We start from the raw sequence: 14,118 nt of genomic DNA, 5'->3' as shown, positions 1-14,118 counted from the left end.
CCTCCCCGCCGCCCGACGACCTACGGAGTGCCATGTCGCTCGACGCGCTGAAGTCCGCGATCCCGGACTACGCCAGGGACCTTCGGCTGAACCTCGGTTCGGTGATCGGCGACTCCCGGCTTCCGCGGCAGCAGTTGTGGGGCACGGTGCTGGTCTGCGCCATCGCCTCGCGGTCGCCGCGGGTCCTGCGTGAGCTGGAGGAGGACGCGAACGCGAAGCTCTCGCCCGAGGCCTACACGGCGGCGAAGACCGCCGCGGCGGTCATGGCGATGAGCAACGTCTTCCACCGCACCCGGCATCTGCTCTCCGACCCGGCGTACGGGACGCTGCGGGCCGGCCTGCGGATGAACGTGCTCGGGAACCCGGGGGTGGCGAAGGCCGACTTCGAGATGTGGTCGCTGGCCGTCTCCGCGATCAACGGGTGCGGGGCGTGTCTGGACTCCCACGAGCGGGCGTTGCGCGGGCTGGGGGTGGACCGGGAGACGGTGCAGGAGGCGTTCAAGATCGCGGCGGTGGTGCAGGCGGTGGGGGTCACGTTGGACGCGGAGGAAGTGCTGGCGGGGTAGCCGCGCCCGGCGCCACGCCGCGTGCCACCCTCGCGTCCTCGCCGTGACCGGCTGGACAGGCCCGGCCACGGGATGCACGTATCCGGGCACGACGGCTTCGTACGTCTGCCCCCTCGTGACACGACACCTGAAACGCAGGGGAACGAAGGTGTATTCGTGGCCCACCACGGACTTGACCTGCTCCGCCCCTGCGGCGCGGCAACCGCACTCCGCGGACGGCGAGCGCCGGTGTGACGACGACCCCGGCCGCGCTCAGGAAAAGCACGAGGCCGATGGAGAGGTCGCCGGACGTGTCCGTTGCCACCATGGGGAGGAGCCTGCCAGCTGTTCCGGGCGCCGGAGCTGTACTTCTCCGAGCTGACGGCGGGAAGTGGCGCGGTCCACGGACGCGAACCCGTTCAGGACGGTGGCAGGTCCGAGGGTGGCCGGTCCATCGGTGCCGCCTCGATCGCCGTCGCCCCCCGCGGCGCCGGTGACGAACGCGGGGCCGGCTCCTGGGAGTACGAACGCAGGTAGCCGACCACCGTGTTGGTGACCGCGACCAGCGGGACCGCGACCACCGCTCCCCCGATCCCCGCGACCATGCCTCCCGCCGCTACGGACAGGACGACGGCCAGCGGATGGACCCGTACCGCCCGGCCGAGGATGAACGGCTGGAGGATGTGTCCCTCGATCTGCTGGACGGCGAGGACCACCGCCAGGGTCATGACCGCTGTGAAGACGCCCTGCGTCACGAGCGCCACCACCACCGCCAGCGCCCCGGAGATGACCGCGCCGACCAGCGGGATGAACGCGCCCAGGAAGATGAAGACGGCGAGCGGCACGGCCATCGGGACGTCGAGGAAGAAGATGCCGAGCCCGATGAAGATGGCGTCGATCAGAGCGACTATCACCGTGCCGCGGACGTAGGCGGTCAGCGTGCGCCACGCCCTCGGCCCCGCCCCCGCGACCCCCGGGCGCGCCGCGGCGGGGACCAGTTTGAGCGTCCACTCCCAGATGCGCTTGCCGTCGTAGAGGAGGAAGAGTGTGGAGAACATCGCGAGGAAGATGCCGGTGAGCGCCTCGACGATGACGGTGACGCCTTCGAGCCCCGCGGAGGTGATCTCGTCGGTGTTCGCTCCGACGGCCTCGCGCAGGCTCTTGGCGATGTCCTTGATCTGGTCCTCGGTGACATGGAACGGGCTGTTCAGCAGCCACCGTTGAAGCTCGTCGATACCGTCCTGGACCTGGTCGGCGAGGTTGTCGATGTTCTCCATGACCTGCCAGACCACGAACCATCCGACCAGCCCCATGACCACGAAGCCGAAGATCGCGGTGAGTGCGGTGGCGAGTCCGCGCGGTACCCCGTACTTACGCAGCCGGGCGACCGTGGGCTGGAGCAGCGCGGTGATGAGCAGCGCGGCGACGAAGGCGAGGACGACGAGCTGTACGGCGCTGATGACGCGCATCAGCACCCAGACGGTGCCCGCGAGGACGAGGAGCCGCCAGCCGGCCTCGGCGGCGACCCGCATCCCCCAGGGGACGGCGGTGGCCGGTTCGGGGCGGACGGCGACGCCCGTGCCCTCGGGAGAGGACTGCGAGGAGGACCGGGACGCGGAGCCGGGCACGGAGGCGTCGTGCACACCGTCCGCCCGGGTCCTGCCCGCCTCGTCGTCCTCGTCCTCCCTTTCGGCGGCCGCGCGGCGCGCGTCCAACCGCTCTCCCACTTCGGTGAGCCCGGCGCCGATTCGGCCGAGCCACACTGGCACTCGCGACATGATCCGTCCTCTTCCCCCGTTGCTCCCCACCACTCCCCCCTGGAGTCGTCGGCATCGACGGCAACGACCGTACATGGCAGAAGCCCCTCACCGTAGGACGGTGAAGGGCTCCGCGGGGTTGAGCCGACTGTGGCTCAGTAGTAGTTGTTGGCCTGCCAGAAGTCCCAGGCTCCGCACGGGCTGCCGTAGCGGCCGTCCATGTAGCTCAGGCCCCACTTGATCTGGGTGGCCGGGTTCGTCGCCCAGTCCGCACCGGCCGAGGACATCTTCGAACCGGGCAGCGCCTGCACGAGTCCGTAGGCGTCGGAGGTGGGGTTGTCCGCCTGGTAGTTCCAGCTGGACTCGTGCTCGACGATCCGGCTGAAGCACGCGAACTGGTCCGCGGGGACGAGCTGGCGTGCCATCGCCTGGACGTCCGCGACGGAGTACGAGGACTGCGTGGGGAAGCTGGACGCGTCGCGCGTCGCGGACCGGCTGGCGACCTTGAGGGCCTCCGCGCGTTCCTTGGCGTCCTTCTCCGCCTTGGCCGCCTTCTCCGCGGCCTTCTGCTTGGCGACCGCGTCCTTGGCCGCCTGCTTGCGCGCGGAGGCCTCGGCGTCCTTCTTGGCGGTCGCGTCCGCCGCGATGGCCTGGGAGTCGGCCTGCTGGGCCAGGGAGGCGGTCTGAACCTGCGCCTGTGTGCCAGCGGGTATGTCGGCGAGGAGCGTCGTGCCGCTCGCCGTCGCCTCAGCGTCGTCGCTTGAGGGTGCGGTGCTGCCCGAGGCAACACCGGTAACGGCGCCAACAGCGGTGACTGCGGTGGCCGAGGCCACTGCGAGCCCACGGACCGAGATCCGGCTCACACGGTTTCCTTCCAGCATCGACCGCTACAGGTGACCCTCGCGGACGCAATCGTGCCCCTGGCACTGGCCTCCCAACTGCGGGGTCACGGGAGACACGGGCCCGACGGGCAACTCTCCTGCGGAGAGCGCCACGTGGTGCGCGGGCGGCATACGACGGCGTTATTGAGTTCTGGTGTTTCTGCTGTGCTGTGCCGCTGGGGGTACAGGTGTGTCGTATGCGGGGCCTGACAGGAACGAGACTCTAGCCGTACCTCGGCGCCGGAAGGCAATTCCGTGCCGGGTGTGAAAGCTCACACCTCGTTTGGCCCGGGAGTTTTTCGGAAACGAGCGCGCACCACGACGCCGCCCGGCTAAGGTTTTCGCCTTCACCGGACGGCGCCAACTGACGTGTGGCCACCACCCACTGGACCGAACCGGACCGAACTGGACGGACAGGACGGGCAGGACAGTCCTCGCAGGTAGGGCGAGCGGGATCAGATGTGTCCGTCCTCCAGCATCTCGGTCACGAGAGCGGCGATCTGGGACCGCTCCGACCTGGTGAGCGTCACGTGCGCGAAGAGCGGATGCCCCTTCAGCTTCTCCACGACGGCCACCACGCCGTCGTACCGGCCGACCCTCAAGTTGTCCCGCTGGGCCACGTCATGGGTCAGAATCACCCGTGAGTTCGATCCGATGCGGGACAGAACGGTCAACAGAACGTTCCGTTCCAGGGATTGGGCCTCGTCCACGATCACGAACGCGTCGTGGAGGGAACGGCCGCGGATGTGGGTGAGCGGCAGGACCTCCAGCATCCCGCGCGCGGTGATCTCCTCGATGACCTCGCGGCTGGTGACCGCGGAGAGCGTGTCGAAGACCGCCTGCGCCCAGGGGCCCATCTTCTCGGACTCGGAACCGGGCAGATAGCCGAGCTCCTGGCCGCCGACCGCGTACAGCGGGCGGAAGACCATCACCTTCTTGTGCTGGCGCCGTTCGAGCACGGCCTCCAGGCCCGCACACAGGGCGAGCGCCGACTTTCCGGTGCCGGCCCGGCCGCCCATGGACACGATCCCGATGTCCGGGTCGAGGAGCAGGTCCAGCGCGATGCGCTGTTCCGCGCTGCGGCCCTTGATGCCGAAGGCCTCCCGATCACCCCGCACGAGCCGGACGTCGCCCTCCGGCGTCACGCGTCCCAGCGCCTTGCCGCGCTCGGACTGGATCATCAGCCCCGTGTGGACCGGGAAGTCCGACGCCTCGGGGACGTACAGGCTCTCCTGGTCGAAGAGGAGGTCCACCTGCTCGCCCGAGAGCGTCAGTTCGGACATACCGTTCCAGCCGGAGGAGCCCGTGATGGCGAGTTCCGCGCGGTACTCCTCGGCGAGGAGCCCGACCGAGGATGCCTTGATCCGCAGGGGCAGGTCCTTCGACACGACCGTGACGTCGAACCCCTCCGCCTGGAGATTGCGGGCGACCGCGAGGATGCGGGAGTCGTTGTCCCCCAGGCGGTAGCCGCTCGGCAGCACGCTGGGGTCCGAGTGATTGAGCTCGACACGGATCGTCCCGCCCAGTTCCCCGGTGGGGATGGGGGCGTCGAGACGGCCGTACTTCACTCGGTAGTCGTCGAGCAGGCGCAGGGCCTGCCGGGCGAAGTAGCCGAGTTCTGGATGGTGCCGCTTGGCCTCCAATTCCGTGACCACGACGATCGGCAGCACTACTTCGTGCTCGTCGAAGCGGTTCATGGCGTGCGGGTCGGCCAGCAGGACGCTGGTGTCGAGAACATAGGTGCGCCGGTCTGGACTACGGCGCTTTGTGCTGGTCACCACGGAAGGACGTACCCCCTCGGATGAGGTCGGGGAGCGACGGAGGAGAGCTGGACCGGTTTCCGGCACCGATGCACGGGCCGAGAACCGGCCCTTCGCCTCGTCCGTACTGACCGCACGGTCGCGCTTTGCAAAGGGCCTCCCGGGCGGACGGCCCCGTGCCGTCCGCTGAGATACGACACCCGTGATTCGGGTGTCGACCTGGAAGCTTTATGCCCTCCAACACGCAATGCCATGCCAGCACACATGACGGCGCCCTGGTGAACTCCTCATTACTTCCACCCCAAAGGACCAACCGTCGCCCTCACGGCCGCCCCGGGGACTCCTCCCCCGGGGTCACGTCGGCTCCCCGGCCCCCGACAGGCCGTGGGGCGTTTCGCCCTACCCTCCGAAACGCCGGTGGCGGGCCGCGTAGTCGCGCAGGGCGCGCAGGAAGTCGACCTTGCGGAAGGCCGGCCAGTAGACCTCGCAGAAGTAGTACTCGGAGTGCGCCGTCTGCCAGAGCATGAATCCGGACAGCCGCTGTTCGCCGCTCGTCCGGATCACGAGGTCGGGGTCGGGCTGGTCGCTGGTGTAGAGGTGCTTGCCGATCATGTCGACGTCGACGTTCTCGGCGAGCTGTTCCATCGAGGTGCCCTTGTCGGCGTGGTCGAGGAGCATCGAGCGCACGGCGTCGGCGATCTCCTGCCGGCCGCCGTATCCGATGGCGACGTTGACCAGTATCCCGTCGACGTGCGCGGTGGACTCCTCGGCTTCCTTCAGGACGGTCTGCATCTGCGGGGGCAGCAGGTCCGGCGTGCCCACGTGGTGGACGCGCCAGCGGCCGTCGGCGGCGAGGGTGGTCACGACGTTCTCGATGATGCCGAGCAGCGGTACGAGTTCTTCGTCAGGGCGGTCGAAGTTGTCCGTGGACAACATCCAGAGGGTGACGACCTCGACATCGGTCTCGGAGCACCAGCCGAGGAATTCCTCGATCTTGTCCGCTCCGGCCCGGTGTCCCTGGGCGGCCGTGCTGCCGGCTGCCTTCGCCCAGCGCCGGTTGCCGTCCACGATGACCCCGATGTGCTTGGGCACCTGGTCGTGGTCAAGGTGGCCTTCCACCCTGCGTACATAGAACCTGACCAGCAAGCGGCGCAGGTTGTCGCGCAGGTTCACGTTTCCCTCAGCCCTTTCGTGCAGATGGTGTGCAGATGGCAGTCCCGAGGGCGACACCCTACCCCCGCCGGGACCCGTCTCCCCCTTGGGGTACAGGGCCCTACGGCCGATGGACGGAAGCAGGGCGGGAGGAAAGGCGGGGCGAGGGACGCGAGGGGAGCCTGGAGGGGCGGCGCCGGACGGCGGGCGGGCGACGGCGGCTCCGGGGCGTACGCCGGGCGCGCGACCGCGCACAAAAAACGGGCCGGTCCGTGGGGGGGAGACGGACCGGCCCGAGGGGGGGGTTCCACCATAACCCTTCGTAAGTGATGCTGCGCGCATCGGCGTGCCACAACTACTCTCCGGAGTCGCCCGACAACCCCCGGACGAGTGCGGAAGCGTTGGTTCGGAGGCAGATCATGGCCGAATCACAGCAGATTCAAAGGTGATCGCGGAGGATCCGAAGAGAACCAGGGGGTTCACGTGAGGATATGAGGCATGGGTCCATTCGCCTCGGACGTCCCTCCGAAGGGTGACGCCCCGGGCGCCACTCGCTTGACTTCCCGACCCCCGCGCAACGCCACCGGCGCACATCACCTTGGTCTGAACTTACCGCCCCAACAACGACCAAAATGAGCCAATCCGCATAAGGAAGGGGAAATCCCGTGATCGCTTCCGGGTTTCCGCGGGCCAGGGGCGCGGGTCAGGGGTCGAGACCGGGGCCGGGACCGGGCACAGGAGTCAGGGGCCGGAGGACGGGGTCCAGAGAGCCGGAGGACGGGTCCAGAGAACGGGAGTGGGCGGGAGAGGGCGGGAGAGGACAGGATCTGACCTAGTTCGCGTCTAGCGTCGCCACCATGACACCGACGATCACATGGGACGAGGCGAGCGCGCGGCGCTACGGACGCCAACTGCTGCGTACGCCCGCGCAGTCCGGGACATCCGTCGCCGAGGTCGTCTCGACGCTGCTCGCCGTGCACGCGCAGGTCCTGTCGGCGGCCGAGCTCTCCGTGGCGCTGCGGCTCGACGGCTCGACCCGGCAGGACGTGCGCTCGGCGCTGTGGGACGACCGGAGCCTGGTGAAGACGTACGGCCCGCGCGGCACGATCCACCTCCTCGCCGCCGGTGAACTCCCTTTCTGGAGCGCCGCGTTGACCGCCGTGCCCGGCGTCACGTCCCAGCACGCGGCGGTGCGTATGACGGCCGAGCAGGAGGAACAGGTCGTCGCGGCGGTCGGTGACGCCCTCGACGGACGGGAGCTGACCATCGACGAGCTGTCCGAGGAGGTCGTGTCCCGCACCGGCCCCTGGGCCGGGGACCTCGTCCTGGAGGCCTTCCAGGGCAAGTGGCCGCGCTGGCGCCAGGTGATGCACCGCGCCGGCCAGTCCGGCGCGCTGTGCTTCGCGCCCGACCGGGGCCGCAAGGCCGCCTACACCCGCCCGCCGCGCTTCGACCCGCTCCCGGCGGACGAGGCCCTCGCCGCACTCGTACGCCACTATCTGTACGCGTACGGCCCCGCGACGCCGCAGCACTTCGCCAGGTGGGCCGCCGCACCCCGGGGCTGGGCCGCGGCCCTGTTCGCCTCGCTGGCCTCCTCCGGCGGGATCGAGGAGGTCGCCTTCGAGGGGGCGCCCGCCTGGGTGGTGTCGGGCGACACGGACTTCCCCGCCGAGGCGGTACGGGGCGTGCGGCTGCTCCCCTACTTCGACGCGTACGCCGTCGCCGCCCAGCCGCGCGAGCGGATGTTCCCCGGCGCCGCCTACGAGCGGGCCCTGGCGGGCGGGCAGGCCGGGAACTTTCCCGTGCTGCTCGTCGACGGGGTGGTCGCGGGCGTCTGGCACCAGCGGCGGCAGGGGAAGCGGACGACGGTGACGGTGGAACCGCTGGGGCGGCTGACGGGCACGCAGGAGAAGGAGCTGGGCGAACAGGTCGAGCGGGTCGGCGAGGTCCTGGAGGCGAAGCCGGAGCTGGTGGTGGGGAAGGTGACGACGGGGGCGCACGCCTGACAAAAGCGCCCGACAGGAGCGCCTGAGCAGAGCGCGTGAGCAGGAGCGCGTGGCGCGCCTGCGTGTCACGCGCTCCTGCTCAGGGGGTGGCTCCCCGGGACTACTCGCGCCATGCGCTCTCCCTCAGCAGACGCAGGCCGTTGAGGCCGACCAGGATCGTGGAGCCCTCGTGGCCCGCGACGCCGAGGGGCAGCGGGAGGTGACCCGCCAGGTCCCAGACGACGAGGGCGGTGATGAACGCCCCCGCGAGGCACAGGTTCTGCACGACCAGCCGCCGGGCTCGCCGCGAGAGGGCGACCGCCTTCGGTACGGCCGTGAGGTCGTCGTGGACGAGGACGGCGTCCGCGGTCTCCAGGGCGAGGTCCGAACCGGCCCTGCCCATCGCGATCCCGGTGTGGGCGGCGGCCAGGGCGGGCGCGTCGTTCACCCCGTCGCCCACGAAGAGGACCCGGCCGCCCAGGTCCCGTACCGCCTCGGCCTTCTCGTGCGGGAGCAGGGCCGCGCGCACGGCGTCGGAGGGGATGCCGGTCCGCTCGGCCACGGCACGGGCGGCCCGGTGGTTGTCTCCGGTGAGGAGGGCGGGCGGGGCGGTGGTGAGGCGGTTCAGGGCCGAGACCGCGTCCTGGGCGCCGGGGCGGAGCCGGTCGGCGAGGAGCAGCCAGCCGGCGCGTACGCCGTCCACACGCACGACGACCACGGTGCCGCTGGTGCCACTGGTGCCGGGGATCGTCGCTGGCTCGCCGAGGCGGTCGGGGGAACCGACCTCCACCACCCGCCCGGCCACGGTCGCAGTCACTCCGCACCCCGGCGCGGACCGGAAGTCGTACGCCTCCTCACCCGGGAGCTGCCGGCCGGCTGCGGCCACGATCGCGCGGGCCAGGGGGTGCTCGCTGCGATGCTCGGCGGCGGCCGCGAGGGAGAGCAGTTCGCGTGCGGAGAAACCGGGTTCGGGGAGGACGTCGGTGAGCTGCGGGGTGCCTTCGGTGAGGGTGCCGGTCTTGTCGAAGGCGATCCGGTCGGCCTGGCCGAGGCGTTCCATCACGACGGCGGACTTGATGAGCACGCCGTGGCGGCCCGCGTTGGCGATGGCCGACAGGAGCGGCGGCATCGTCGCCAGGACCACCGCGCACGGGGAGGCGACGATCATGAAGGTCATGGCCCGCAGGAGCGCCCCGGTGAGCTCGGCGCCGAAGGCGAGCGGGACGACGAAAACGAGGACGGTCGCCGCGACCATGCCGAGCGCGTAGCGGTGTTCGATCCGCTCGACGAAGAGCTGTGTCGGGGCCTTCGTGCGGGACGCCTCCTCGACGAGCGCGACGACGCGGGCGATGACCGTGTCGGAGGGGTCGCGCTCGACGCGGACGCGCAGGGCGCCGGTCCCGTTCAGGGTGCCCGCGAAGACCTCGTCGCCGGCCGCCTTCGGAACGGGGAGGGGTTCGCCGGTGATGGTCGCCTGGTCGATGTCGCTCGCGCCGTCGAGGACGCGCCCGTCGGCTCCGACCCGCTCTCCCGGGCGTACCAGGACCAGGTCCCCGACGGTGAGCCGACCGGCCTCGACCGTCTCCTCCATACCGGTCACGGGGTGCAGGCGGGTGGCCGTCGGAGGTGCCAGACCCAGCAGGCCGCGCACGCTGTCCTCGGTGCGGGCGGTGGCCAGGGCCTCCACCGCGCCCGAAGTGGCGAAGATGACGATGAGCAGCGCGCCGTCCATGACCTGGCCGATCGAGGCCGCGCCGAGCGCCGCGACGATCATCAGCAGGTCGACGTCGAGGGTCTTGCCGCGCAGCGCCCTGAGCCCTTCGAGGGCCGGTTCCCAGCCGCCGGCCAGGTAGGCGACGGCGTACAGCGGGCCCCACAGCCAGGCGGTCCCGCCGAGCAGTTGGAGCGGCAGCGCGAGCAGGAAAGCGACCGTGGAGACGGCGGCCCAGCGGGCTTCGGGGAGGGCGAGCAGCCGGGTACGGGCGGGCTGGACGCGCGTCGCAGCCGGGACGGGCCCGGGGATGGACCCGGGGATGGGAGTCGGGGTGGGGGTGGGGGTGGGGATGGCGGTGGGCGTGGAGGCGGATGTCGGGGTGGACATGCGCGCCACCATACAGGAACACATGAATAGGTCTTCATTCATTCCGATGGATGGCGTGGCCGCCTCGCTACGATGACGGCATGGGTCATGGAGTCGATGCGAAGAGCAGCACCCGCGACCGTCTGGACGCCGTCGGCGCCGCGGACGTCGCCGCGACGCTCCAGGCCCTGGCCACGCCCTCCCGGCTGCGCATCTTGGCGCGCCTGCGGGAGGGGCCGTGCGCGGTCGGCGAACTCGCCGAGGCTGCGGACCTGGAGCAGTCGGCGTGCTCGCACCAGCTGCGGCTGCTGCGGAACCTGGGGCTCGTCACGGGAGAGCGACGCGGCCGGTCGATCGTGTACGCGCTCTACGACCACCACGTCGCGGAGCTGCTGGAGCAGGCGCTGCATCACGTGGAGCATCTGAGGCTGGGCCTGCGGGACGAGGCCTGAGGGGTCGGGCTTTCGGCTTCGGCTGGGGTACGGGTACAGGTACGAGTACGGGTGCAACTACAGCTACAGCTGCGGCTTGGGCTTGCGGGCTTCGAAGAGGTGGCGTGAGCTGTGGGCCACGAACGGGCCCTCGGCCACGATCCGTTCGTGCAGGCTCAGCAGTCGCGGCCGGTACCGCTCGACGGTGAAGCCCGGCACCATCCACACCACCTTCCGCAGGAAGTACACGACGGCTCCGATGTCGTGGAACTCCATCCGCAGCCGCTCCGCGCGCAGGTCGACGATCTCCAGCCCCGCCGCCTCGGCACCGGCCCGCTCACGGTCGGGGTGGCGGTCGTTGTGCCCGGCTGCCGGCTGCGGGCCGAGGAAGTACTCGATGACCTCGAAGACGCTGCCGGGGCCGACGTGCTGGGCGAAGTACGTGCCGCCGGGCCTGAGGACACGGGCGATCTCCGACCAGTGCAGCCGCACCGGATGCCGGCTCACGACGAGGTCGAAGGCCTCGTCGCCGAACGGCAGCGGGACGTCGTCCGGGGAGGCCACGACGACCGCGCCCCGCGGGTGAAGCAGGGCGGTGGCCCTGGCGACGTTCGGGGGCCAGCCCTCGGTGGCGACGACGAGGGGCGGCAGCTTCCGCGCGGACGCGAGCACTTCGCCGCCGCCGGTCTGGATGTCGAGCGCGGCTTCCGCCCCGGCCAGCCGCTCCCCCATGGCGCGTGCGTACCCCCAGGAGGGACGTTCCTCGGTGGCGCGCCCCTCGAACCACGAGAAGTCCCACCCGTCGGTGGGGGCGGCCTCGGCCTCGGCGACGAGCTCCTGGAAGGTGCGGCTGGTCGGGTCCATCGGGCGATGGTGGCAGGCGGTGGTCAGTCGTCGCGACCGGGTTTTCCTTCGGCATCGGCATCGGCATCGGCATCGGCATCGGGTACGGGTCCAAGTACGGATCCGGCTTCGAGTACGAGGAAGGTGTGGACGTCGTCGCCGTGCTGGACCGTGCCCGCCCGACGGAAGCCGTGCCTCTCCAGGAGCCGGACCGAGGCGGTGTTCCCGGCGAACGGGTCGGCGTGGAGGGGGCGGTTGCTCTCCTCGCGCAGGAAGAGGCCCAGGGCCTCGGTGCCGATGCCTCTGCGCCAGTAGGCACGGCCGAGCCAGTAGCCGATGAAGCGCCGGGGCTCCTCCCCGTCCCCGTCGTCCTCCCACCAGGCGACGATGCTGCCGGCCGGGGCGCCGTCCACCTCGACCGTCCGTACGAAGACGGTGTCGTCCCCGAGGATGCGGGTGCGCCAGTGCGTCATGAAGCGGTCACGGGGGCGAGGGGTGAACCTCGACCGCCGGACCGCCTCGGAGTCGTGCTCCTGCTCGAAGAACACCGCCAGGTCGGCTTCCGTCACGCTCCTGAGCCGCACGCGTGACGCTGCGCGCGGCGGCTGTCCGTGGGCGTCGTCGCTCATACCGAGGGAGTCTGCCACCGGGCACTGACAGTCGGCACGGTCGACGACGACTCGGGGACTCGGGGTCCTGTGGGGCTCAGGGCACGAGGGGGCGTACCTCTTCGGCGGTGAAGCGGACGAATCCCTCGGGGTCCGGTTCGTCGGCGGTGGGCTGGAGGATCACGGTGTCGGCGCCGGCGTCCGTGAGTCGCTGTACGGCCTTGGCGACGGTGTCGGCGTCCCCGGCGACCCCGAGGTCGGGGACCGACGCCACGCCTTCGGCCACCAGCTCTGCCTGGAGGCGGGCGGTGGCGCCGGGGCCGGTGGCGGTGAGGAGGTAGACGACGACGGTGTGCGGGTCGCCGGTACGGGAAGCTGCCGCCCGCCCCTCGTCGATGAGCCGGCGGGCCTGCCGGACGCCCTCGGGCGGAGTACCGGCGGTGAGGATCGTCCCGTCCGCGGCCTCTCCGGAGAGCTTGAGCGAGCGGGGTCCGGTGGCTCCGGCGAGGATCTCCACGGGCGCCTGCGGGGGCCAGTCGAGGGCGACGCCGTCCAGCTTCACGTACCGGCCGTCGGTCGTGACGCGCTCGCCGCCCAGCAGGGCGCGCAGGGCTGTGAGGTACTCGCGCAGCAGCGTCACGGGCGACTCGGCCCGCGCGCCGACCTGCCCCATCCAGTCCTGCACGCCGTGGCCGACGCCCAGGACGGGCCGGCCCGGGAAGAGGCGGTGCAGGGTGGCCGCCTCCATCGCGGTCACGGCCACGTTGCGCAGCGGCACGGGGAGAAGGCCGACGCCGACGCGCAGGCGTTCGGTCCAGGCGAGGGCCGCGGCCGCCGCGGAGACGCCTCCTTCGAGGAAGCAGTCCTCCCACAGCCAGAGCTCCTCCAGCCCGGCGTCCTCCGCGGCGCGGGCGACGGCTCGTAGACGTTCTGGGGGCAGTTGAGGCCGGAACACGGCACCGAGTGTGGTCATGCGATCTTCCTACCCGGAGGGCGGGCGGGGCTCAACCTGTTTCGGCGGGGCGAACGTGGTCAAGCCGGATGGGGAGCCTCCGGCCCCGGCAGCGGATCGGCGACGAACGTGCCCTTGCCGTGCACGGTGACGATGAGTTCGCGCTCACGCAGCACCTGGGCGGCGCGGCGCACCGTCAGGTACGCGACCCCGTATTCGGTTGCGAGGTCCCGCTCGGGAGGCAGGCGAGCGCCCGGCTGCAACTCGCCCGCCGCAATACGCGCGGCAATGTGGTCCGCGATGGCGACGTACACAAGTTGCGGCCCTTGCGGGTCAAAGTCCGGAATCTTGTTCTGGTCACTCATAAGAGCCACCGTAAGCATGCTTGACCTGCAGTAACCATCAGTGAGCTATACATAGCTCCACTGAGCTTGTACCGTCGAGGCGCAAGAGACCCCGGCGACGGATACCAGCCGTCCCGGGGCGTGGCCGACGCTGTCAAAGGAGCGCCGACGTGCTCGACCCTATCGTTCGATTCCTGGCATGGGTGCTGACCTGTTGCACCCCGCAACCCCGAGGCCGTCACCGCCTCGGCGAGGCGCCGCCCCTTCGGTTCACCCCGGTTCCTCCGCCCCGTTTCGCGCGCGGCGTACGGGTGGCCTCCCGATGACGCGGGCGGCCGTGCGGATGTGCGCCCGCTGCGAGCGCACCACCACAGAGCCTGTGTTGGTTCACGAAGTGCACGCCGCGACGGGACCCGGGTTCAACGTCTACGCGTGCCAGGAGTGCGCCGGCCACTACCCGCCCTTCCCGGACGCGTACGAGCTCCTCGAAGCCACCCCCCGCCGCCGTTCCCGGCTCACCCTGCGCGTCTACAGGGTGGACGCGGCGGGTGCCGTGACCGAGGACCGGGGCCGCGTCGAGGTCCTGACGGGCGGCCGAGGCGCCGCGCTGCCGCTCACCTCGGCGTACCCACCGTGCAGGTGTCCGCGCTGTCGAACGCGGTAGCGAATGGGGTGCCCGGATCGATCCGGGCACCACTCCTGAGTTCCGGTTCGAAGGGCACGCTGCCTGATCTGTCAGGCGTGCCGTGGGCGAAGGAAGCGGAGATCGGACCCTAACTC

At 70.9% G+C, this 14,118-nt stretch carries 13 protein-coding genes; 4 read left to right on the top strand and 9 right to left on the bottom strand.

What is annotated here, in order from left to right; all coding sequences use genetic code 11:
- The first annotated feature begins 32 nt into the window (after positions 1-32).
- Positions 33-566 carry an alkyl hydroperoxide reductase gene (locus ACLVWQ_RS20335; protein WP_414110413.1) on the top strand — a complete coding sequence of 178 codons (534 nt, stop codon included), beginning with the start codon at positions 33-35 and terminating at the stop codon, positions 564-566.
- A 398-nt stretch (positions 567-964) separates the two neighbouring features.
- Here the strand turns inward: ACLVWQ_RS20335 and ACLVWQ_RS20330 are convergent, their stop codons facing one another.
- The 4 genes from ACLVWQ_RS20330 to ACLVWQ_RS20315 all read right to left on the bottom strand — a co-directional run bounded on the left by ACLVWQ_RS20330 (position 965) and on the right by ACLVWQ_RS20315 (position 6,116).
- The gene (locus tag ACLVWQ_RS20330; protein WP_414110349.1) at positions 965-2,323 is read right to left on the bottom strand and encodes an AI-2E family transporter; all 1,359 of its coding nucleotides are present in this window, start codon (positions 2,321-2,323) and stop codon (positions 965-967) included.
- Between the two features lie 134 nt (positions 2,324-2,457).
- Positions 2,458-3,183 (bottom strand): transglycosylase SLT domain-containing protein, encoded by a 726-nt coding sequence (locus ACLVWQ_RS20325; RefSeq protein ID WP_414110348.1) that lies wholly within the window; start codon positions 3,181-3,183, stop codon positions 2,458-2,460.
- A 455-nt stretch (positions 3,184-3,638) separates the two neighbouring features.
- Positions 3,639-4,964, bottom strand: coding sequence for a PhoH family protein (locus ACLVWQ_RS20320; protein ID WP_414110347.1), 1,326 nt, complete (start codon positions 4,962-4,964; stop codon positions 3,639-3,641).
- Between the two features lie 378 nt (positions 4,965-5,342).
- Complete coding sequence (locus tag ACLVWQ_RS20315) at positions 5,343-6,116, bottom strand: isoprenyl transferase (RefSeq protein WP_414110346.1); 774 nt, start codon at positions 6,114-6,116, stop codon at positions 5,343-5,345.
- A gap of 836 nt (positions 6,117-6,952) precedes the next feature.
- Between ACLVWQ_RS20315 and ACLVWQ_RS20310 the strand changes: the two genes are divergently transcribed.
- A complete protein-coding gene (locus ACLVWQ_RS20310) occupies positions 6,953-8,101 on the top strand; it encodes a winged helix DNA-binding domain-containing protein (protein ID WP_414110345.1) in 1,149 nt (382 codons plus the stop codon).
- A 100-nt stretch (positions 8,102-8,201) separates the two neighbouring features.
- Here the strand turns inward: ACLVWQ_RS20310 and ACLVWQ_RS20305 are convergent, their stop codons facing one another.
- A complete protein-coding gene (locus ACLVWQ_RS20305; RefSeq protein WP_414110343.1) occupies positions 8,202-10,181 on the bottom strand; it encodes a heavy metal translocating P-type ATPase in 1,980 nt (659 codons plus the stop codon).
- 80 nt (positions 10,182-10,261) lie between these two features.
- On the opposite strand from ACLVWQ_RS20305, the gene ACLVWQ_RS20300 reads away from it, so the two are divergent.
- Positions 10,262-10,612 (top strand): ArsR/SmtB family transcription factor, encoded by a 351-nt coding sequence (locus ACLVWQ_RS20300; protein ID WP_414110342.1) that lies wholly within the window; start codon positions 10,262-10,264, stop codon positions 10,610-10,612.
- A gap of 63 nt (positions 10,613-10,675) precedes the next feature.
- Here ACLVWQ_RS20300 and ACLVWQ_RS20295 read toward each other — a convergent pair whose 3' ends face one another.
- From ACLVWQ_RS20295 to ACLVWQ_RS20280, 4 genes are all read right to left on the bottom strand, one after another.
- Entirely contained in the window at positions 10,676-11,455 is a 780-nt protein-coding gene (locus ACLVWQ_RS20295; RefSeq protein WP_414110341.1) for a class I SAM-dependent methyltransferase, read from the bottom strand.
- 23 nt (positions 11,456-11,478) lie between these two features.
- Positions 11,479-12,063 carry a GNAT family N-acetyltransferase gene (locus ACLVWQ_RS20290; protein ID WP_414110339.1) on the bottom strand — a complete coding sequence of 195 codons (585 nt, stop codon included), beginning with the start codon at positions 12,061-12,063 and terminating at the stop codon, positions 11,479-11,481.
- 76 nt (positions 12,064-12,139) lie between these two features.
- Positions 12,140-13,015: an LLM class flavin-dependent oxidoreductase gene (locus tag ACLVWQ_RS20285; protein ID WP_414110338.1), complete on the bottom strand. Its 876-nt coding sequence runs from the start codon at positions 13,013-13,015 to the stop codon at positions 12,140-12,142.
- 59 nt (positions 13,016-13,074) lie between these two features.
- On the bottom strand, positions 13,075-13,359 hold the full coding sequence (locus ACLVWQ_RS20280; protein ID WP_414110337.1) for a GntR family transcriptional regulator: 285 nt from the start codon (positions 13,357-13,359) through the stop codon (positions 13,075-13,077).
- Positions 13,360-13,717: 358 nt separating this feature from the next.
- Between ACLVWQ_RS20280 and ACLVWQ_RS20275 the strand changes: the two genes are divergently transcribed.
- Positions 13,718-14,002 carry a hypothetical protein gene (locus ACLVWQ_RS20275; protein ID WP_414110336.1) on the top strand — a complete coding sequence of 95 codons (285 nt, stop codon included), beginning with the start codon at positions 13,718-13,720 and terminating at the stop codon, positions 14,000-14,002.
- Positions 14,003-14,118 lie beyond the last annotated feature (116 nt).

The sequence above is a fragment of the Streptomyces sp. CWNU-52B genome (assembly GCF_047444975.1).
GTDB lineage: Bacteria > Actinomycetota > Actinomycetes > Streptomycetales > Streptomycetaceae > Streptomyces.
This window is presented reverse-complemented; position numbering and strand designations above follow the sequence as displayed.